The sequence below is a fragment of the Duganella sp. CT11-25 genome (assembly GCF_047302815.1).
In the GTDB taxonomy this organism is placed as follows: domain Bacteria; phylum Pseudomonadota; class Gammaproteobacteria; order Burkholderiales; family Burkholderiaceae_D; genus Rugamonas.
Genome location: NZ_JBKBFD010000001.1, coordinates 5,013,440 through 5,033,983 on the forward strand (window position 1 = coordinate 5,013,440; position 20,544 = coordinate 5,033,983).

Here is a 20,544-nt window from a genome sequence, read left to right on the forward strand (position 1 = left end):
GAGCGTGCATAATAAGCAGAAATCAACAGCGCTACCCACACAGCAATGCAACTCGACACTCGCGCCCAAACCCTGCTCAAAGCCCTGGTGGAACGCTATATCGCGGACGGCCAGCCGGTAGGCTCGCGCGCGCTTTCCAAGATCTCCGGCCTCGACCTGTCGCCGGCCACCATCCGCAACATCATGGCCGACCTGGAGGAACTGGGCTACGTCGCCAGTCCGCACACCTCGGCCGGCCGCGTGCCGACGCCGCGCGGCTACCGCATCTTCGTCGATACGCTGCTGACGGTGCAGCACCTGGATGAGCAATCGGTCGAAGGCCGCATGCGCCTGCAGGCCCCGCAGCCGCAGAAGATGATTTCCAACGCGGCGCAGATGCTGTCGTCGCTGTCGCAGTTCGCCGGCGTGGTCCTGAGCCCGCGGCGCGAATCGGTGTTCCAGCAGATCGAGTTCCTGCGGCTGGGCGAGAAGCGCATCCTGCTGGTGATCGTCGGCCCGACCGGCGACGTGCAGAACCGCCTGCTGCTGACCGATGTCGATTACAGCCCGGCGCAGCTGATCCAGTCGGCCAACTATATCAACCAGAACTACGGCGGCCTGGCCTTCGACGAGGTGCACACGCGCCTGCAGAACGAAGTGCGCCAGCTGCGCGACGACATGGGCCGGCTGATGCAGGCGGCGGTGGAGGCGGGCAGCGAGGCGATGGCCGACAATTCGGAGGACATGGTCATTTCCGGCGAGCGCAACCTGCTGTCGGTCAGCGACCTGTCGTCGAACATGACGTCGCTGCGGCAGATGTTCGACATGTTCGAGCAGAAGACGGGGCTGATGCAGCTGCTCGACGTCTCGAGCAAGGCCAGCGGGGTGCAGATCTATATCGGCGGCGAGTCGAGCCTGGTGCCGATGGACGAGATGAGCGTGGTCACCGCGCCGTACACGGCCAACGGCAAGATCGTCGGCACGCTGGGGGTGATCGGCCCGACGCGCATGGCGTATGAGCGGGTGATACCGATCGTCGACATCACCGCCAAGCTGCTGTCGAATGCGCTAAGCCACAACTAAACTCCGGGGTCAGGTCCAAAAAACGGACACGGGCTCTACCGTAGCGGCTGCTACGGTAGAGCCCGTGTCCGTTTTTTGGACCTGACCCCGGATTGCTTTTATGGCCGGTGCGGGCAGGCCGTCTTGGTGCAGTTGCCGTAGATGGCCAGCGCGTGCTCGGCGATCTTGAAGCCGCGCTCCTTGGCCACCATCTGCTGGCGGGTTTCGATTTCCTCGTCGAAGAATTCTTCCACGCGGCCGCAATCGAGGCAGACCAGGTGGTCGTGGTGCGAACCCTCGTTCAGCTCGAAGATGGCCTTGCCGGTTTCGAAGTGGTTGCGGTTCAGCAGGCCGGCCTGTTCAAACTGGGTCAGCACGCGGTAGACGGTGGCCAGGCCGACGTCCATATTATCCGCCAGCAGGATCTTGTAGACATCCTCCGCGGTCAGGTGGCGCACTTCGCTGTTCTGGAAGATGTCCAGGATTTTGAGGCGTGGCAGCGTGGCTTTCAGGCCGCTGGCCTTCAGATCGGTCGGATTGTTACCCATATTGGAGACTCTTAGATGTAGTTGGCGGTAGCTAGCCCACAGTTTAACGCACTCCGGGGAGCGCCGCACCTCCTATTCTCCCTGTGCCCGCCCGCCGGGCTTTGCAATGTTTTACATTTGTGCTTTGTAAAACAAGGACATATCGGCGGTTTTACGGGATAATGCCCTGCTTCGTACCTTGTGCTTTATGATATAGCGTTTTTCGGCACTTCCGCTCGACCAGATTGAGGACACTTATGCGCGTCACCCAGGCTTTATCGCAGTCTTTGTTGCACCGTTTTACTCCCGTCGCTGGCGCTGTGTGCGTCGCGCTGGCGCTGGGCGGCTGTGCCTCCAATACCACCCTGGGCGAGAAATCGACCGAAGTGAAGGAAACCGGTACCACGCTGGACGCCAACAAGGGCGCGCAAACCACCACCATCACGCCGCTGCAGAAGTTCATGTGGTTCTTCTCGCCATACCGTCCGGACATTCAGCAAGGTAACTTTGTTTCCGAAGAAATGTTGTCGCAACTGAAAGCCGGCATGACGCGCGACCAGGTCCGCTTCATCTTCGGCACCGCGCTGCTGGCCGACCCGTTCCACGGCGACCGCTGGGACTACGCCTTCCGCCTGGCCAAGGGCAACGGCGAAATCACCACCAGCCGCGTGATCGTGTTCTTCGACAAGGAAGGCAAGGTGGCGCGCTGGGAAGGCGGCAACCTGCCGACCGAAAAAGAATACATCGCCCGCATCGCCGGCCCGGCGCCGAAAGTGAAGAAGGACCTGAGCGTGCCGGACGCCAAGCCGGTGGGCAATACCTCGCCTATCCCGGCCGGCAGCGACAACGCCGCCGCTTCCCCGGTGGGCGTGACGGTGACCAACGACAAGAAATAACAAGGAAGTACGTATGACCGAACTGAACATCGCCATCGCCGGCGCCGGCGGCCGCATGGGCCGCATCCTGATCGAAGCGGTGCAGAACGCCGACGACGCGCGCCTGTCCGGCGCCCTCGACCGCGCAGGCAGTGAAGCGGCCGACGCCGCCGCCTTCCTCGGCAAGCCGGCCGGCGTGCCGGTCGAGTCCGACCTGGCCAAGGGCCTGGCCGGCGCCCGCTACCTGATCGACTTCACCCGTCCGGAAGCGACCTTGCAGCACCTGGCCTACTGCGCCGAACACGGCATCAAGCTGGTGATCGGCACCACCGGTTTCGACGACGCCGGCAAGGCCGCCATCGCCGAAGCGGCCAAGAAGACCGCGATCGTGTTCTCGCCCAACTTCAGCGTCGGCGTCAACGTCACGATGAAGCTGCTGGAGCAGGCCGCCAGGGCGCTGTCCACCGGCTACGATATCGAAGTGATCGAAGCGCACCACCGCTTCAAGGTCGACGCCCCGTCCGGCACCGCGCTGAAAATGGGCGAAGTGATCGCCGGTGCGCTCGGCCGCGACCTGAAGGACTGTGCCGTCTACGCGCGCGAAGGCGTGACCGGCGAACGCGATCCTTCGTCGATCGGCTTCGCCACCATCCGCGGCGGCGACATCGTCGGCGACCACACCGTGCTGTTCGCCGGCATCGGCGAGCGCATCGAGATCAGCCACAAGTCCAGCAGCCGCGTGACCTACGCGCACGGCGCGCTGCGCGCCTGCCGCTTCCTGGCCGACAAGCCGGCCGGCCTGTTCGATATGTATGACGTGCTGGGGCTGAACAACTGATGAATCCCGTCCTCGACAGCCAATTCACCCTGTCCCGTTTCTGGGAGCAGGGCGACAGCATCAGCCACGCCGTGGCTTTCATACTGTTGGCGATGTCGTTGGTGAGCTGGTTCTTCATCCTGGCCAAGGCCTACGCGGCCTGGCGCATCCGCCGCAGCGCGCCGGCGGTGCAGGCCTTCTGGGAGGCGCCGACCATGCAGGACGGCGTCGCCGCGCTGTCGCTGGCCGATCCCGAGCAAATTTACACGCCATTGGCGCAGCAGGGCGCGGCCCAGCTGAAGGTGGCGGACCGGCCGTCGCTGGGCGGCGAAATGAACCACGCGGCGCAAGTCACGCGCGTGTTGCGCGTGGCGATCCAGGCGTCGACCAACCGCCTCGAAGGCGGCCTGACGCTGCTGGCGTCGATCGGCGCCACCGCGCCCTTCGTCGGCCTGCTGGGCACGGTCTGGGGCATTTACCACGCGCTGGCCAACGTGTCGGCGCACGGCACGGTGCAGATCGACAAGGTGGCCGGCCCGGTGGGCGAGGCGCTGATCATGACCGCCATCGGCCTGGCGGTGGCGATACCCGCCGTGCTGGCGTATAACGGTTTCAACCGCGTCAACCGGCTGACCTTGTCCGAGCTGGACGCCTTCGCGCACGACCTGCACGCGTATCTGACCAAGTAACTGAGTAAGTAAATCACTGCCGGGAGCAAGCATGAGCTTTGGCGCATTCAACCACCACCGCAATCCGGGCCCGATGGCCGACATCAACGTCACGCCGATGGTGGACGTGATGCTGGTGCTGCTGGTGATCTTCATCCTCAGCGCGCCGATGTTCACCAGCGCGGTCCAGCTGGAGCTGCCGAAGGCGCAGGCGCAAAGCGCGCCGGCGCAGCCGGCCGCCACGGTCACGCTGTCGATCGACGGCAAGGGCAAGATCTTCTGGAATAACGATCCGGTCGAGCGGGACGCGCTGGAAGCGCGGCTGGTCGATGCGGCTAAACTGGACCCGCAGCCGGAACTGCAACTGCGCGCCGACAAGGACACCCGCTATGAAGTGGTGGCCCAGGTGATGGCGGCGGCGCAGGCGCATGGATTAACGAAATTGGGCTTCGTCACCGATCCCAGGGAGAAAAAATAATATGGCAACCGCAGAATTGAACGGCGCGGCGATCACCGATTTCACCACCTTCCACGCGGCCTGCAAGGCGGCGCTTGGCTTCCCTGAAACGTACGGCAACACCATGGACGCCTGGGTCGATTGCCTGAGCTACCTGCGCGACGAAGACGGCATGAGCCAGTTCCGCCTGAAGCCGAACGAGGTGCTGGAGATCGTCATCAAGGATGCCGGGGCCATGAAGGCCGCCGTCCCCGACATCCTGGAAGAGGTGACCTACTGCGTGGCCGGCATCAACGAGCGCTATGACGACTACGGCGAGAAGCCGGCCCTGAAGCTTACGCTGCGCTAACCGGGGCGGTGCCGGCCGGCACGGCGTTCGGGATCTGCGACCTGGCGCCGGTCTCGCCGGGCGCCAGCGTCAGCACCTCGAAGCCGGTTTCGGTCACCGCCACCATGTGCTCCCATTGCGCCGACAGCGATTTGTCGCGCGTCTCGACGGTCCAGCCGTCGCTCAATTCCCTGGTCGCCGCCTTGCCGGCGTTGATCATCGGCTCGATCGTGAACAGCATGCCCGGCTTCAGCACGATGCCCTGGCCCGGACGGCCATAGTGCGTCACCTGCGGCTCTTCGTGGTAGACCATGCCGATGCCGTGGCCGCAGTAATCCAGCACCACGCTGTAGCCGGCCTTCTCGGCCACGGTCTGGATCGCGAAGCCCACATCGCCCAAGGTCGCGCGCGGCTTGACGGCACGGATGCCGGCCCACATCGCCGCATAGGTGGTCTCGACCAGCTTGCGCGCCGACTTCGACGGCTCGCCGACGTAGTACATGCGGCTGGTGTCGCCGTGCCAGCCATCCTTGATGACGGCGACGTCGATGTTGATGATGTCGCCTTCCTTGAGGATCAGCGCTTCCGACGGAATGCCGTGGCACACCACGTGGTTGACCGAGCTGCACACGGTGGCCGGGAAGCCGCCGTAGCCGACGTTGGCCGGGATCGCCTGCTGCACGTTGACGATGTAGTCGTTGCACAGCTTGTCGAGGTAGGCCGTGCTGACGCCGGGCTTGACGTGCGGCGCGATCATGGTCAGCACGTCGGCCGCCAGCTGGGCGGCGACGCGCGCCATGACGATTTGTTCGGGCGACTTGATCGGATTGGCGTTGCGGCGGGACATGGGACTACCTCTTTATTTTGCAGAGGCAGTAGTGTGCCACAACAAGCGCTAGCGCACCGCTTTCACATCGAAGTGGGGGTTGTCGATCAGGCAAAGCAGGTTGCCGAACGGGTCTGCCAGTTCCACCGTCTTGATGTTCTCGCCCACGTCCTGGATGGCGCCGTGCACGGTGGCGCCCAGCGCGGTGATGCGGGCGACCTCGGCCTCGATGTCGTCCACGCCCCAGTAGACCATGCTGCCGGTGGTGCCCGGCGCGCCGTCCGGAATCAGGCCCAGCTCGAAACCGCCGATGTTGAAGCCGACATAGAACGGCTGGTCGAAATACGGCGCCGTGTCGAAAACCTTGGCGTACCACGCCTTGGCGGCGGCCAGGTCGGCCACCGGGTAAGCCACCGTACGTAATCCCTTGATCATGCTTGTCTCCGCAAAGATGTTGAAAACATCATCTTGGCACATCGTCAGCCGGCGTGATTGTAAAAATGGAAGCGTTCGGGCGCGCTGCCGGCGAATTCCTGGAAGTCGTGGATCAGATGCGATTGGTCGAAATAGCCGCACTCCAGCGCCAGTTGTGCCCAGTCGGGCGCCGGCATGGTTTTCAGCGCGGCCGTGGCGCGGCGGAAGCGGCAGATGCGGGCGTACAGCTTGGGCGACAGGCCGACCTGGTCGCGGAACTGCGCCGCCACGTGCTGGCGCGACACGCCCAGCCTTGCCGCCAGGTCCTCGATGCGCAGGCCGCCGCCGCTAGCGTCCAGCGCATGCAGCGCGCGCCGCACCAGCGTATCGGCCGCCGGCCGCGCGCCGCCGGCGTGCAGGCGGCGCAGCAATTCCCGCTCGATCAGCGCCAGGCGCGCGCGGTCGGGGGCGTCGTCGGTCCACAGCGCGTCGGCCAGCCGGTCGGCGTCGCTGCGACCCCACAGCAGGTCGATATCGGCGCGCTGGTCGGTCAGCGCCTGCAGCGGCGCGGCCAGGAAGGCGCCCGCCGCCCCCGGCTTGAAGCGCACCGCCACGGTCCGCACCGGCCCGGCGCTGGCCACCTGGATGGCCGTGCTCATCATGCCGACCGCGAATCCCGGCTGGCCACCGTCCTGCCACAGGATGTCGATGCAGTTATCCGGCAGCACGCGGTGGGTGCCGGCGCCGGCCGGCGCGCGGGCCGTCCACATGCAGTCGACATGGGCCGCGAGAGCGGGATGGGGAGGATATTCACGGTAGTGCATCGCCCGAGTATGCCACGAGCCGGAACGCCGGCGCTGAATCGTGCAGGCCTTGCCGCCGGCTTCGGGTATGCTTCCAGGAATGATATCAATACGGCAATCATGAGGACGACTTATCGTGGGTGAGAAGGCGATTATCCGGCTGGGCGACAAGACCTCGCATAACGGCACGGTGCTGGAGGGCTACCAGGACAATATTTGCATGGGCAAGCCGATCGCGGGCGTCGGCCACAAGGTCAGTTGTCCCAAGTGTCCGGGCACGCATACCATCGTCGAGGGCGCGCGCAGCTTCTTCGTGCTGGGCGTGAACGTGGCCGTGGAGGGCATGAAGACCTCGTGCGGCGCGGTGCTGGTCGCCAGCCAGCAGACCGATACGGCCGAAGCGGGCGGTGGCGGTGGCGGTGGCGGGGGCGGCGGCGGCGCGGGAGCGGCCACTGCTGCTGCGGCGGCCGCCGCGCCGGCAATCGCCGCCGCCGCAGCGGCGGCGCTGGCCGCCAGCAAATTCGACGAACAATTCCAGCTGGTCGACAAGCGCGGCAAGCCGCTGGCCAATGCCGCCTACAAGATCGTGTCGGCCAGCGGCATCACGGTCGAGGGCGTGACCGACGCCGAGGGCAAGACCCAGCGCGTCAAGACCGCCGCCGAAGAACAACTGCAGATTTTCCTGAAGAGCTGACCATGGCTGAATATCTCTTGGTGGGCACCGCCGTCTCCAATCCCGTCGCCACGTCGCTGGCGAAGGTGCAGGTGGAAGACTTGCTGTGCTCCATCACCATCGTGCCGAACGAGCAGGACGACAACCTGCCCATCATCCAGAAAGCCTCGCGCACTCTGAACAACAAGGTGCTGTACCACCTGAAACTGAAGGCCAGGCTGGTCCAGCATGCCGACGGCAAGCCGGCGCCCGATCATGCGCTGGCGCTCAAGTCCAGCCGCGCGGCCGACAAGCTGACCGTGCCGCCCAAGACCGACGCCAACGGCGAACTGGTGTTCACCATCGATACCCGCGAAAAGGGCGAGGCCGTCATCACCACCACCACCGGCGGCGTCACGCTGGCGGAGTTCAAGGTCACGTTCAAGGAGGCCTGGTACGAGGCGACCTTCAAGATCACCGGCTACAACGTCTGCGACGAGGCCGACTTCGACGGCAAGCTGGTCGACGGCGGCGGGCTGGATGAGAAGCACAAGGAAGATTTCCTGTTCAGCGCGGCCGGCGTGCCGATGCAGGGCACCGGCAAGACCACCCAGGGAAAATATATCCGCCTCGACGCCTTCGAGGGCGGCTGGCACCGCAACGCCAAGGGCAACCGCGACGTCGTCAACACGCAATCGACCGTCACCTTCAAGTATGCCGATGGTGTGATAGGCTCGTTCAATCCGGTCAGCGCCAACCATTCGATCGCGGTCGATCCGACCGTGATCCCGAAAAAGGGCAAGGTCAACATCGAAGCCGTCGGCGACCGCTTTGCCGACGACCGGGGCAGCGCGATCCAGGGTTATCACATCGATAATTTCCTCGGGGCCGGCAAGGCGGTGGTGACCGCCTGGACCACCGGCGAGGTCAACGGCACGCAGCGCCGCGTCAAGTATTTGGGAGAATGAATATGAACCGACTTCGCAAGCTGGCCGCATTGTCCGCATTCGCCGCGCTGGCGCTGTGCGCGCAGGCGCAGGCCGCCGCGCTGAAGGACGCCTACGTGGACGACAACGGCAACGTCCACGTCGTCACGGCGGCGGGCAAGGACTTGCGCGTGGCCCAGGGCGCCCGCGCCAGCAGCGCCAAGCTGGCGCCGGACGGCGGCAGCGCCGCCTGGATGGTGATGGCCGCCCCGCCGGCCCAGGGCGAGAGCGAGGCCGGCTCCAGCGAGATCCGCCTGTACCGCAACGGCAAGTCGCGCGCGATCAAGTGTGAGCCCTTCATCCGCGACTTCTGGTTCTGGAAAAAAGGCAGCCGGATCGCCATCGACTGTGGCGGCAGCCACTTTGCCGGGCGCGAGATCCTGTACGACGCCAAGTCGCTGAAACGGCTGGAAAGCTTCGACCAGGCCGACGTGCCGGTCGAAAAACGGCCGGACTGGTCGTCTTCCAGCGACCGCTACAAGGAAGACTAGCGGCTATCTTCGGCCCAAGGCGGGGCCGGCGCGCTCAGCGGGGGCATGAACCGGTATAATGTCCGGTTCATATTCACTTTTGGCCGTTCATTGATCATGCAAGATAAATATAGTCCCGCCGACGTAGAAAAAGCCGCGCAATCCCACTGGAAGGCGATCGACGCCTACAAGGCCGTCGAACACGACCCGCGTTTCCCGAAAGGGAAGTACTACGCCTGCTCGATGCTGCCTTACCCATCGGGCAAGCTGCACATGGGCCACGTCCGCAACTATACGATCAACGACGTGATGTACCGCTACCTGCGCATGAACGGCTACAACGTGCTGATGCCGATGGGCTGGGACGCGTTCGGCATGCCGGCGGAAAACGCGGCGATGGCCAACAACGTGCCGCCGGCGCAGTGGACCTATTCCAACATCGCCCACATGCGCGAGCAGATGGAATCGATGGGCCTGGCGATCGACTGGTCGCGCGAAATGACCGCGTGCAAGCCGGAATATTACAAGTGGAACCAGTGGATGTTCCTCAAGATGCTGGAAAAAGGCATCATCTACAAGAAGACCGGCACCGTGAACTGGGATCCGATCGACCAGACCGTGCTGGCCAACGAGCAGGTGGTCGACGGCCGCGGCTGGCGTTCGGGCGCGCTGATCGAAAAGCGCGAGATCCCGATGTACTACGCCCGCATCACCGACTACGCCGACGAGCTGCTGGCCTATGTCGACGACAAGCTGCCGGGCTGGCCTGAGCGCGTGCGCACCATGCAGACCAACTGGATCGGCAAGTCGACCGGCGTGCGCTTCGCCTTCCCGCACCAGATCAAGGGCGCCGACGGCGCGCTGATCCAGGACGGCAAGATGTACGTCTTCACCACCCGCCCGGACACCATCATGGGCGTGACCTTCTGCGCCGTGGCGGCCGAGCACCCGCTGGCGATCCACGCCGCGCAGACCAATCCGGCGCTGGCCGCGTTCAACGCCGAGTGCAAGCTGGGTTCCGTGATCGAAGCCGACATGGCGACGATGGAGAAGAAGGGCATGCCGACCGGCTTGTTCGTCACCCATCCGCTGACCGGCGAGCAGGTCGAGGTCTGGGTCGGCAACTACGTGCTGATCACCTACGGCGACGGCGCCGTGATGGGCGTGCCCGCGCACGACGAGCGCGATTTCGCGTTCGCCAAAAAATACAATCTGCCGATCAAGCAGGTCATCAAGGCCGAGGGCAAGGAGTTCTCCACCGAGGCATGGCAGGAATGGTACGGCGACAAGGAAGTCTCGGTCGTCACCAACTCCGGCAAGTACGACGGCTTGCACTACGCCGACGCGGTCGATGCCGTGGCCGCCGACATGGAAGCCAAGGGCCTGGGCGAGAAGAAGATCACCTTCCGCCTGCGCGACTGGGGCATCTCGCGCCAGCGCTACTGGGGCACGCCGATCCCGATGATCCACTGCGGCGATTGCGGCGTGGTGCCGGTGCCGGAAAAAGACCTGCCGGTGGTGCTGCCGGAAGACTGCGTACCTGACGGTACCGGCAATCCGCTGAACAAATACGAAGCCTTCCTGAAGTGCGACTGCCCGCAGTGCGGCAAGCCCGCGCGCCGCGAGACCGATACGATGGACACCTTCGTCGATTCGTCGTGGTACTACATGCGCTATACCTCGCCGGGCGCCGACAAGGCCATGGTCGACCAGCGCAACGACTACTGGATGCCGATGGACCAGTACATCGGCGGTATCGAACACGCGGTCATGCACCTGCTGTACGCGCGCTTCTGGACCAAGATCATGCGCGACTTCGGCCTGGTCAAGTTCGATGAGCCGTTCACCAACCTGCTGACCCAGGGCATGGTGCTGAACGAGACCTACTACCGCGAAGACGCGGCCGGCAAGAAGACCTGGTTCAACCCGGCCGACGTCGACCTGACGCTGGACGACAAGGGCCGTCCGCAAGGCGCCGTGTCCAAGGCCGACGGCCAGCCGGTGCTGATCGGCGGCACCGAGAAGATGTCGAAGTCGAAGAACAATGGCATCGACCCTGCGGCGCAGATCGAGCAGTACGGCGCCGACACCGCGCGCCTGTTCACCATGTTCGCCTCGCCGCCGGAACAGACGCTGGAATGGTCGGGCAGCGGCGTCGAAGGCGCCAACCGCTTCCTGCGCCGCGTGTGGGCCTTCGGCTACGCGCAGCGCGAGGCCATCGCCGCCGCCGGCGCGCCGCTGACCGCCGTCGCCAGCACCGACGCCGGCAAGACCCTGCGCCGCGAGCTGCACAAGGTACTGCAGCAGGCCGACTACGACGTCAAGCGCATCCAGTACAACACCGTGGTGTCGGCCTGCATGAAGATGCTGAACACGCTGGAGTCGGCCAAGGACGCGGATGGCGCGTCGCTGGCGGAAGGCTACGCGATCTTCCTGCGCCTGCTGAATCCCGTGGCGCCGCACATCACCCACGTGCTGTGGGAAGAGCTGGGCTACGCCAAGGCGCACGGCGACATCCTCAACGTGCAGTGGCCGCAAGTCGACCCTGCGGCGCTGGAGCAGGCCGAGATCGAGATGATGATCCAAGTGAACGGCAAGCTGCGCGGCAGCGTGGTCGTGGCCAAGACCGCCGACAAGGCGAGCATCGAGGCGGCGGCGCTGGCCAACGAAGCGGTGCAGAAGTTCATCGAAGGTACGCCGAAGAAGATCATCGTCGTGCCGGGCAAATTGATCAACATCGTGGTTTAAACGGGTTTACGAACATGGCGACGAATATGGCAAACTTGTTCCGGCGCGGCCGGGTGTACGCAGCGGTGCTGGCGGTTGCGCTGACGGTGTCGGGCTGCGGCTTCCACCTGCGCGGCGACAGCGGCCATTACACGCTGCCGTTCCCGTCGCTCTACGTCGGATTGCCGGAGTCGTCGCCATTGGCGATCGATTTGAAGCGCAACATCCGCGCCAACGGCGGCACCACGGTGGTCGGCACCGCGCGTGAAGCCGACGGCGTGGTCGAAGTCCTGTCCAATCCGGAGAAGACCAAGACCAAGTCCATCCTGTCGCTGAACAGCAATGGCCGTGTGCGTCAGTATCTGCTGACCTACAGCATCGTGTTCCGCGTGCTGGACAAGCAGGGCGCCGAGCTTCTGGGCCCGACCCAGATCACGCTGACCCGGCCGATCGACTTTAACGAAACCCAGCTGCTGGCCAAGGAGCAGGAAGAGGCGCTGCTGTACAAGGACATGCAGACCGACCTGGTGCAGCAGATGATGCGCCGCATCGCTGCCGTCAAGACGGCGGGCGTGTCGCTGCCGCCGCCGCCCGCCGCCAATCCGCCAGCCGCGCCGGCAGTGCCGATTCTGTAAGGGCGGACGATGCAATTGCGCCTGGAAGCGCTGGACGGCCATTTAAGCAAATCGCTGTCGCAGCTGTACGTGATCACCAGCGACGAGCATTTGCTGGCGCTGGAAGCGGCGGACAAGATCCGCAAGGCCGCGCGCGCGCAGGGCTATTCCGAGCGCGACGTGCTGACCGTGGAGCGCAGCTTCAAGTGGGGCGAGCTGCTGGCGTCCAACCAGGCGCTGTCGCTGTTCGGCGACAAGAAGCTGATCGAGCTGCGCATCCCGACCGGCAAGCCGGGCAAGGATGGCGGCGCGGCGCTGCAAAATTATGTCAAGGATCTGAGTCCGGACAACCTGACTTTGATCACGCTGCCGAAGCTGGACTGGCAGACGCAGAAGGCGGCCTGGGTCGCCAGCCTGCAACAAGCCGCGGTGTATATCGACATCGCGCAGGTGGAACGGGCGCAGTTGCCCAATTGGATAGGCCAGCGCCTTGCCGCACAAGGGCAGAGCGCGGACCGGCAGAGCATCGATTTCATCGCCGATCGCGTTGAAGGCAACCTGCTTGCGGCCCATCAGGAGATACAGAAACTCGCCTTGCTGCACGAGCCGGGCAAGCTTGCCTACGAGCAGGTGCACGACGCGGTGCTGAATGTGGCGCGCTACGATGTGTTCAAGCTCAGCGAGGCCATGCTGTCGGGCGATCCGGCGCGGCTGGTGCGCATGCTGGAAGGCTTGAAGGGCGAGGGCGAAGCGCTGCCGCTGGTGCTGTGGGCCGTGTCGGAGGAAATCCGCACGCTGCTCAAGCTGAAGGCGGGCATGGCGCAAGGCCGTCCTCTCGGCGCGCTGCTCAAGGAGTACCGCATCTGGGGACCGAAGGAACGCATGATGGATCCTGCGCTGCGCCGCATTTCGCTTCCGACGCTGGAAGCGGCAATGAAGGACGCCGCGCAGGTCGACAAGATGATCAAAGGGCTGCGCGCAAAGGCGCATTCCGGCGATGCGTGGGACGCGATGCTGCAGCTGGCGTTGAAAGTCGCACGCGGTTAAGGAAGCTACCGATGGATATCAAGCACTACATGGAACAACTGGGCCAGCAGGCGCGCAAGGCGTCGCGCGCCATGGCCAAGGCCGACAGCGCCACGCGCAACCGCGCGCTGACGCTGATCGCCGATGCGATCGAGCGCGACGCCGCACAACTGCGCGCCGCCAACCAGCTGGATATGGACGCGGCGGCCGCCAACGGCCTGGCGCCGGCCATGCTGGACCGCCTGGCCTTGTCGGACAAGGCCATCGCCACGATGGTGGAGGGCCTGCGCCAGATCGTCGCGCTGCCGGACCCCATCGGCGAAATCTCCGGTTTGAAATTCCGCCCGTCGGGCATCCAGGTCGGCCAGATGCGCGTGCCGCTGGGCGTGATCGGCATCATCTATGAATCGCGCCCCAATGTGACGGTGGACGCGGCCGGCCTGTGCATCAAGAGCGGCAACGCCACCATCCTGCGCGGCGGTTCGGAAGCGATCCACTGCAACCGCGCGCTGGCCAAGCTGGTCAAGGAAGGCCTGCTGGGGGCAGGCCTTCCGGCCGACGGCGTGCAGGTGGTGGACACCACCGACCGCGCCGCGGTCGGCGCCCTGATCACCATGCCGCAGTATGTGGACGTGATCGTGCCGCGCGGCGGCAAGGGCTTGATCGCGCGCCTGATGGAAGAGGCGACCGTGCCGATGATCAAGCACCTGGACGGCATCTGCCACGTCTACATCGACGCCAAGGCCGACCTGAAGAAGGCGGTCGACATCGGCTTCAACGCCAAGTGCCACCGCTACGGCACCTGCAACACGATGGAAACGCTGCTGGTGGCGCGCGCGATCGCGCCGGCGGTGCTGCCGGAACTGGCCAGGCTGTACGCGACCAAGCAGGTCGAGCTGCGCGCCGATCCGGAGGCGATGGCCATCCTCGCGGGCTACCCGCACCTGGCCGCCGCCACCGAGGAAGACTGGTCGACCGAGTACCTGGCCGCGATCCTGTCGGTGAAGATCGTCGCCGGCATCGACGAGGCGATGGAGCATATCAATCACTACTCGTCCAGGCACACCGAGTCGATCATCACGGAAGACCATACGGACGCGATGCGCTTCCTGCGCGAAGTCGATTCGGCGTCGGTGATGATCAACGCCTCGACGCGCTTCGCCGACGGTTTCGAATACGGCCTGGGCGCGGAGATCGGCATCTCCAACGACAAGCTGCACGCGCGCGGCCCGGTTGGCCTGGAAGGTTTGACCTCGATGAAGTACGTGGTGTTCGGCCACGGTGAAGTTCGTTCATAAGGATCGCTATGCTCTGGATTAAAGCGCTGCACATATTCTTCGTCATGTCCTGGATGGCCGGCGTGTTCTACCTGCCGCGCATCTTCGTCAACCTGGCGATGGAAACCAACGAAGTGTCGACGCAGCGCTTGCTGACCATGGCGCGCAAGCTGTATCGCTTCTCGATGTGGCTGTCGGTGTTTGCGGTGGTGTTCGGCGCGATCCTGGTCTACATGCAGTACGGCGCGCATATGCCCGGCTGGCTGCATGCCAAGCTGTTCCTGGTGGTGCTGGTGATCGGCTACCACCACGCCTGCGGCTCGATACTCAAGAAGTTCGAGAAGGGCGTCAATACGCGCAGCCACAAGTGGTTCCGCGTGTTCAACGAAGCGCCGGTGTTCATGCTGCTGGCGATCGTGCTGCTGGTGGTCGTCAAACCCTTCTGATCGGAGTGTCATGAGTAAAGTTTGCCAGTATTTTTTCGCTACCCATTCGCCGTGGACCTACCTGGGCCACGAGCGCCTGATCGAGATCGCGCGCAAGAACGGCGCGCAGATCGAGGTGCGGCCTTTTGATCTGGGCAAGGTGTTCGGCGTGTCCGGCGGACTGCCGCTGGCCAAGCGCGCGCCGCAGCGCCAGGCCTATCGCCTGACGGAGCTGGCGCGCTGGTCGGCGTTCCTCGGCATTCCGCTGAATCCGCAGCCGAAGTTTTTCCCGGTGTCGCCGGAGCTGGCGAACAAGATGGTGGTGGCGGCGCGCCTGACCAACGGCGTCGACGTGGCGCTGGAACTGGCCGGCGCCATCATGCGCGGCCTGTGGGCGGAAGACAAGAATATCGGCGATGAAGATACGCTGGTGCAGATCGCGGGCAGCTGCGATCTCGATGGCCGCGCGCTGATCAAATCGGCGGAGACGGCCAGCGTGCAGGCCGAGTACGACCGCAATACGGAAGACGCAACGGCGGCCAGCGTGTTCGGCTCGCCGTGGTATGTGGTGGATGGAGAAAGCTTCTGGGGCCAGGATAGACTGGACTTCCTGGAGCGGGAATTGCAGAAGTAACTATGTAGTAAAAGCGACGCCGCGCCACCCCGGGTCGGCGCGCATTTTTTAACGGACAAAAGGTACACCTATGGCTTCCTATTTTTGCCCATGCCCGCGCGGCATGGAAGCGGCTTTGGCCGAAGAACTGGGTGAAATCGCCCAACTGAGCACCACCATGAAGGTGCACAATCAAGTCCCCGGCGGCGTGCACTGCTCCGGCGACCTGATCGATTCCTATCGCATCAACCTGCATTCGCGCATCGCGTCGCGCGTGCTGATGCGCATGGCCGTCACCGGCTACCAGAACGAGAACGATATCTACGACCTGGTGCTGGCGCAGGAATGGGAAAACTGGTTCACCTACGACCACACCATCCGCGTCGATGTCACCGCCGTGAAGTCCCCGCTGAAAAGCCTGGAGTTCACCACCCTGAAGATCAAGGATGCGATCTGCGACCGCTTCCGCGACCAGTTCGACAAGCGTCCTTCCGTGAACACCAAGGAACCGGACATGCGCATCGTCGGCTTCCTCGACGCGCGCCAGTTCATCATCTACCTGGATACCTCGGGCGAGGCGCTGTTCAAGCGCGGCTGGCGCGAAGAGACCGGCGACGCGCCGCTGCGCGAGAACCTGGCCGCCGGCCTGCTGCGCGTGTCGGGCTGGAAGCCTGGCATGCCGTTGTTCGACCCGATGTGCGGCTCCGGCACCATCCTGTGCGAAGCGGCGCAGATGGTGCAGGGCATCCCGCCTGGCGCGCGCCGCCGCTTTGCGTTCGAGGCCTTCAACGACTTCGATCCGGCGCCGTGGAACGAGATGAAGAATTCGATCAAGGCCAATCCGCTGCCGGAATCGCCGACCATCTTCGGCTCCGATATTTCGGGCGACATGGTGGCGATGACGCGCCATAACCTGAAGTGCGCCGGCATCATGTTCGACGTGCCGCTGAAGCAGATCGAGGCGCAGGAAGTGAAGGCGCCGACCGAGCAGCCGGGCATCCTGCTGACCAATCCTCCATACGGCGAACGTATCGGCGTGCGCGGCGACTCGTCGCTGCCCGAGGACGAACTGGCGACCGGTTTCTACTCGGCGCTGAGCACCACCTTGAAGCAGCGCTTCGCCGGCTGGACGGTGTTCCTGTTCACGGCCGACCTGGGCCTGCCGAAGCTGCTGCGCCTGAAGGAATCGCGCAAGACGCCGTTCTTCAATGGCGCGCTGGAATGCCGTTTGTTCCGCTTCGATATGGTGGCGGGCTTCAACCGCCGCGAAGCCGCCAAGCCTAAAGAAGTCTAAGCCAGGAAATCCGCGCGGCCGCCCGGCGGAGCGCCGCGCGGTCGCGTCACAAGGAAAACGTTTAATGTTCCCTACGCCTCCCGCCAGTCTTCCCCCGGATCCCGTCGTGGAGGTGCCGCCGCCGCCGCCTCACCACATGAAGGTGCTGAGCGCCGCGGCGCTGGCCACCATCCTCGCCGCGCTGTCGATGATCGGGCCGTTCTCGATCGACGCCTACCTGCCGGCCTTCCCCAACATCCAGGCCACGCTGCGCGCGACGCCGCTGGAAGTCCAGCAAAGCCTGACCTTCTACATGCTGGCCTTCGCCGGCATGGTGCTGTGGCACGGCGCATTGTCGGACGCCTTCGGCCGCCGCAACGTGATCCTGGTCTCGCTGGTGATGTTCGCCATCGGCACGCTGGGCTGCGCCGCCGCGCACACGGTCCACTACCTGTGGGTGTTCCGCATCATGCAGGGCATTTCGGCCGGCGCCGGCGTGGTGGTCGGCCGCGCCATCATCCGCGACCTGTACGAGGCTGCCGCCGCCGCGCGCCTGCTGTCGATGGTCACGATGATCTTCTCGATCGCGCCCGCCATCGCGCCGATACTGGGCGGCTGGATCGTCACGCTGTTCGACTGGCGCGCGATCTTCCTGTCGCTGCTGGCCTACAGCGTGCTGCTGTTCCTGTACTGCTACCGCAATCTGCCGGAGACGCTGCCGCCGCATAAACGCCAGCCGTTCAACCCGCGCTACCTGGCGCGCAACTACGGCGAGATCCTGCGCTCGCCGCTGTTCCACATGAAGTCCGGCGTGGTGGCGCTGAACTTCGCCGGCCTGTTCGTGTACATCTCGGCGGCGCCGGTGTTCCTGCCCCAGCACCTGGGCCTGGGACCGTCGCAGTTCGGCTGGCTGTTCATTCCATCGGTGGGCGGGATCTTCCTCGGCGCGCTGGCGGCGAACCGGATCGCCGGGAAAATGACATTTTCGCGACAGATCGGCATCGGCTTTTGTTTCCTGCTCGCCGCCTCGACATTTAACCTTTTGTACCACCTGTGGCTGCCGCCTTCGCTGCCGTGGTCGGTCGCGCCGATGTTCTTCTACACCTTCGGCATGTCGGTGGTCGCGCCGGGGGCAACCTTGCTGGCATTGGACTTGTTCCCGCACATCCGCGGCACCGTGGCATCCTGCCAATCTTTCGCCGTGACCCTGCTCGGCGCGCTGGTGGCGGGGGTGATTTCGCCCTTCCTATCACACTCCGTGTTGTGGCTAGCCGCAGGACAGATGGCATTTAGCACCTCTGCTCTCGTTTTGTGGTTGACGTCGCGGCTATACCGGCGCATGCTTCTACGCCATCCGGCTCGATAATTATTAACGGCAGGAAATTGAGTTAGTTTAGGAAGAAATCTTCCTTGCTGTTAAGTTATCATGACACTTTATGATAATATAATTTTTTATGGCAATCTTTCCGGGCCCAAAACCTGCCTGGAAGGCGCATTAATCCTGAACCGTGGTGGTACTTTGCCGTTGAGTGCCTCCCCCTATTCGACATCACTTGGCGGCAATGCTTGATACGATGCATCAACAATCTGACCATGATATTCGCAATCGACTGCTGATTGCCCGTCTGCCGGCCATGCCGCAGATACTCATCAAGTTGATTGAGCACTTGCAGGCCGACGACGCCGGCATGCCGGAGCTGGCCGCGCTCATCGCCAAGGACGCGGCGATGACCAGCAAGATCCTGACCGTCGCCAACAGCTCGGCCTACCACCGCAACCAGCGCACGGTCGGCCTGGAGCAATCGCTGGTGTCGCTCGGCACCGACATGATCAAGACGCTGGTCATCAGCGAATCCGTGTTCCAGACCTTTAACAGCTTCCCGCATTCGAGCAGCACCGACCTGCGCGGCTTCTGGAAAGGCTCGCTGACCACCGCCGTCATCGCGCGCGACATCGCCAAGCAGATGGAGTACGGGCATGTCGAGGAAGCCTACCTGGCCGGCCTGCTGCACAACGTCGGCCGCCTGGCGCTGCTGGCGACCGCGCCGAAGGAGTATTCGTTCAACTTCATGGCGCGCGACGACGAAGACCTGTGCGCCGTCGAGCAGCGCACGCTGCAGATCACCCACTCGGAAGCGGGCGCCTGGCTGATCGAGCGCTGGCACCTGGATTCCTTCCTGGCCGACAGCGTGCTGTATCACCACGAGCCGATCGCGCGCCTGGAATCGGCGCATCCGCTGATCCGCATCGTGCGCCTGGCGCACCTGCTGTGCTGCCACGAAGACCAGCAGCAGGCCATCGAGGATGCCGCCCATCTGGTCGGCCTGGATGGCGAGACGCTGGAACTGATCATCAAGAACGCCGCCCGCCAGGTGGAGAAGTCGGCCGCCTACCTGGGCATCGACCTGGCCGGTGCCGACGATGTGCCGGTGCCCGCGGCCTACGCGCCGCCGGCGGTCGATCCGGTGCAGCAGCGCCTGTCCGAGGAAGTGCGCAACATGGTGCTGGTGTCCGAGATGGGCCAGACCTTCGCGCGCCAGCACGGTGAGGCCGGCCTGCTGGAAGCGATGACGCGCTCGGCGCGCATCCTGTTCGATTTTGAAACCGCCGTGGTACTGATGGAGAATCCGACCGGCCACGAGTTGCACGGCATGGCGGTCGGCGAGCACCAGCAACGGCTGGCCGAATTCGCGATCCCGCTGGCCAAGGGCGGCGCGGTGGCGGCGTCGGCGCTGGAGCGCAAGCTGGCCTACATCAGCCGCGAGGATCAAGCGCTGAACGTGGCGGAGGAGCAGCTGTTCCGCATCCTCGGCACCGAGAGCATGGTGTGCCTGCCCCTGATCGCCAACCAGCGCTGCCTGGGCATGCTGATCGGCGGCGCGCCGGCCTGGCAGATGGCCGGCTTCCAGAAGCGCGAGCGCTTCCTGCAGTCGTTCGGCACGCAGGCGGCCGCCGCGCTGGAAACGGCGATCAGCGAGCGCGGTCACGCCAAGCGCCAGATCGCCCATGTGGCCGAGGAATACCGCGAAGCCTCGCGCCGCGTGGTGCACGAGGTGAACAACCCGCTGTCGATCATCAAGAATTACCTGTCGGTCCTGGACGGCAAGCTGGCCAAGCGCGAGCCGGTGGTCGGCGAGATGTCGATCCTGAACGAGGAAATCGACCGCGTCGGACAACTGATCAACGGCCTGGCCGACCTGCAGCCGACCGAGAGCTCGCGCGTGACCGATGTCGGCCGCGTGGTGGACGACGTGCTGCGCCTGTTCCGCGCCACCGACTTCGTGCCGGCCTCGGTGCAGATCGTGGTGCGCATGCAGGAAGAGCCGGCCGAGATCGACGGCGACGCCGACCTGCTCAAGCAGATCCTGGTCAACCTGGTCAAGAACGCGGTCGAGGCCCTGACCGACGGCGGCAAGATCGAGATTTCGAATCGCGGGCACGTCAACCGCGAACGCAAGCTGTATCTGGAGCTGGTCATCAGCGACTCTGGTCCCGGCCTGTCGGCCGAGGTGCTGGCCAACCTGTTCTCGCCGGTGCGCAGCGCCAAGGAAGGCGCGCACCACGGCCTGGGCCTGTCCATCGTCCACAGCCTGGTCAAGAAAATGCAGGGCCTGATTACCTGCCGTTCTGGAAAAACGGGTACCACCTTTGAAATTCTGCTGCCCGCCCGTGGCAGCACCAGTCAAGTCGCCGGCGTGTCAACGCGGGCGATGGATTCAGTTTAA

Annotated in this window: 22 protein-coding genes; 18 read left to right on the forward strand and 4 right to left on the reverse strand. The window is 64.5% G+C overall.

All coding sequences use genetic code 11. The features are described 5' to 3' along the window. Positions 1–45 precede the first annotated feature (45 nt). On the forward strand, positions 46–1,062 hold the full coding sequence (gene hrcA / locus ACEN9F_RS21515; protein ID WP_413423150.1) for a heat-inducible transcriptional repressor HrcA: 1,017 nt from the start codon (positions 46–48) through the stop codon (positions 1,060–1,062). Positions 1,063–1,160: 98 nt separating this feature from the next. Here the strand turns inward: hrcA and fur are convergent, their stop codons facing one another. Beyond that, on the reverse strand, positions 1,161–1,589 hold the full coding sequence (gene fur / locus ACEN9F_RS21520) for a ferric iron uptake transcriptional regulator (protein ID WP_413423152.1): 429 nt from the start codon (positions 1,587–1,589) through the stop codon (positions 1,161–1,163). 236 nt (positions 1,590–1,825) lie between these two features. On the opposite strand from fur, the gene ACEN9F_RS21525 reads away from it, so the two are divergent. Genes ACEN9F_RS21525 through ACEN9F_RS21545 form a run of 5 tightly spaced genes read left to right on the forward strand, consistent with a single transcriptional unit; the run spans position 1,826 to position 4,734 of the window. After that, positions 1,826–2,464, forward strand: coding sequence for an outer membrane protein assembly factor BamE (locus ACEN9F_RS21525; RefSeq protein ID WP_413423154.1), 639 nt, complete (start codon positions 1,826–1,828; stop codon positions 2,462–2,464). 13 nt (positions 2,465–2,477) lie between these two features. Then, complete coding sequence (dapB, locus tag ACEN9F_RS21530; protein ID WP_413423156.1) at positions 2,478–3,281, forward strand: 4-hydroxy-tetrahydrodipicolinate reductase; 804 nt, start codon at positions 2,478–2,480, stop codon at positions 3,279–3,281. Then, positions 3,281–3,949 (forward strand): MotA/TolQ/ExbB proton channel family protein, encoded by a 669-nt coding sequence (locus ACEN9F_RS21535; protein WP_413423158.1) that lies wholly within the window; start codon positions 3,281–3,283, stop codon positions 3,947–3,949. The genes dapB and ACEN9F_RS21535 overlap by 1 nt, the downstream gene beginning before the upstream one ends. A gap of 31 nt (positions 3,950–3,980) precedes the next feature. After that, positions 3,981–4,406: an ExbD/TolR family protein gene (locus ACEN9F_RS21540; RefSeq protein WP_413423160.1), complete on the forward strand. Its 426-nt coding sequence runs from the start codon at positions 3,981–3,983 to the stop codon at positions 4,404–4,406. 1 nt (position 4,407) lies between these two features. Then, a complete protein-coding gene (locus ACEN9F_RS21545; protein ID WP_413423162.1) occupies positions 4,408–4,734 on the forward strand; it encodes a barstar family protein in 327 nt (108 codons plus the stop codon). Here ACEN9F_RS21545 and map read toward each other — a convergent pair. From map to ACEN9F_RS21560, 3 genes are read right to left on the reverse strand one after another with little or no spacing between them, the layout of a single operon-like run. Continuing rightward, positions 4,721–5,560 carry a type I methionyl aminopeptidase gene (gene map, locus ACEN9F_RS21550; RefSeq protein WP_413423164.1) on the reverse strand — a complete coding sequence of 280 codons (840 nt, stop codon included), beginning with the start codon at positions 5,558–5,560 and terminating at the stop codon, positions 4,721–4,723. The genes ACEN9F_RS21545 and map overlap by 14 nt on opposite strands. 48 nt (positions 5,561–5,608) lie before the next feature. Next, entirely contained in the window at positions 5,609–5,974 is a 366-nt protein-coding gene (locus tag ACEN9F_RS21555) for a VOC family protein (protein ID WP_413423166.1), read from the reverse strand. Positions 5,975–6,018: 44 nt separating this feature from the next. After that, complete coding sequence (locus tag ACEN9F_RS21560) at positions 6,019–6,777, reverse strand: DUF6597 domain-containing transcriptional factor (protein WP_413423168.1); 759 nt, start codon at positions 6,775–6,777, stop codon at positions 6,019–6,021. Between the two features lie 115 nt (positions 6,778–6,892). Between ACEN9F_RS21560 and ACEN9F_RS21565 the strand changes: the two genes are divergently transcribed. The 12 genes from ACEN9F_RS21565 to ACEN9F_RS21620 all read left to right on the forward strand — a co-directional run bounded on the left by ACEN9F_RS21565 (position 6,893) and on the right by ACEN9F_RS21620 (position 20,544). Then, positions 6,893–7,450, forward strand: coding sequence for a PAAR domain-containing protein (locus tag ACEN9F_RS21565; protein WP_413423170.1), 558 nt, complete (start codon positions 6,893–6,895; stop codon positions 7,448–7,450). 2 nt (positions 7,451–7,452) lie between these two features. Continuing rightward, the gene (locus ACEN9F_RS21570) at positions 7,453–8,376 is read left to right on the forward strand and encodes a 3D domain-containing protein (RefSeq protein WP_413423172.1); all 924 of its coding nucleotides are present in this window, start codon (positions 7,453–7,455) and stop codon (positions 8,374–8,376) included. 2 nt (positions 8,377–8,378) lie between these two features. Continuing rightward, positions 8,379–8,885, forward strand: a complete 507-nt coding sequence (locus tag ACEN9F_RS21575) for a hypothetical protein (protein WP_413423174.1) — start codon at positions 8,379–8,381, stop codon at positions 8,883–8,885. Between the two features lie 96 nt (positions 8,886–8,981). Continuing rightward, entirely contained in the window at positions 8,982–11,612 is a 2,631-nt protein-coding gene (gene leuS, locus ACEN9F_RS21580; protein WP_413423176.1) for a leucine--tRNA ligase, read from the forward strand. 26 nt (positions 11,613–11,638) lie between these two features. After that, positions 11,639–12,226, forward strand: a complete 588-nt coding sequence (lptE, locus tag ACEN9F_RS21585; RefSeq protein WP_413423178.1) for an LPS assembly lipoprotein LptE — start codon at positions 11,639–11,641, stop codon at positions 12,224–12,226. Positions 12,227–12,235: 9 nt separating this feature from the next. Further along, a complete protein-coding gene (gene holA, locus ACEN9F_RS21590) occupies positions 12,236–13,252 on the forward strand; it encodes a DNA polymerase III subunit delta (protein ID WP_413423180.1) in 1,017 nt (338 codons plus the stop codon). A gap of 11 nt (positions 13,253–13,263) precedes the next feature. Then, a complete protein-coding gene (locus ACEN9F_RS21595; protein ID WP_413423182.1) occupies positions 13,264–14,529 on the forward strand; it encodes a glutamate-5-semialdehyde dehydrogenase in 1,266 nt (421 codons plus the stop codon). Between the two features lie 8 nt (positions 14,530–14,537). Continuing rightward, complete coding sequence (locus ACEN9F_RS21600) at positions 14,538–14,954, forward strand: CopD family protein (protein WP_413423184.1); 417 nt, start codon at positions 14,538–14,540, stop codon at positions 14,952–14,954. A gap of 10 nt (positions 14,955–14,964) precedes the next feature. Continuing rightward, positions 14,965–15,567, forward strand: a complete 603-nt coding sequence (locus tag ACEN9F_RS21605; RefSeq protein ID WP_413423186.1) for a 2-hydroxychromene-2-carboxylate isomerase — start codon at positions 14,965–14,967, stop codon at positions 15,565–15,567. A 70-nt stretch (positions 15,568–15,637) separates the two neighbouring features. Continuing rightward, a complete protein-coding gene (locus ACEN9F_RS21610) occupies positions 15,638–16,840 on the forward strand; it encodes a THUMP domain-containing class I SAM-dependent RNA methyltransferase (RefSeq protein WP_413423188.1) in 1,203 nt (400 codons plus the stop codon). A 64-nt stretch (positions 16,841–16,904) separates the two neighbouring features. Further along, positions 16,905–18,185 (forward strand): multidrug effflux MFS transporter, encoded by a 1,281-nt coding sequence (locus tag ACEN9F_RS21615; protein WP_413423190.1) that lies wholly within the window; start codon positions 16,905–16,907, stop codon positions 18,183–18,185. A gap of 268 nt (positions 18,186–18,453) precedes the next feature. After that, on the forward strand, positions 18,454–20,544 hold the full coding sequence (locus tag ACEN9F_RS21620; RefSeq protein ID WP_413423192.1) for an HDOD domain-containing protein: 2,091 nt from the start codon (positions 18,454–18,456) through the stop codon (positions 20,542–20,544).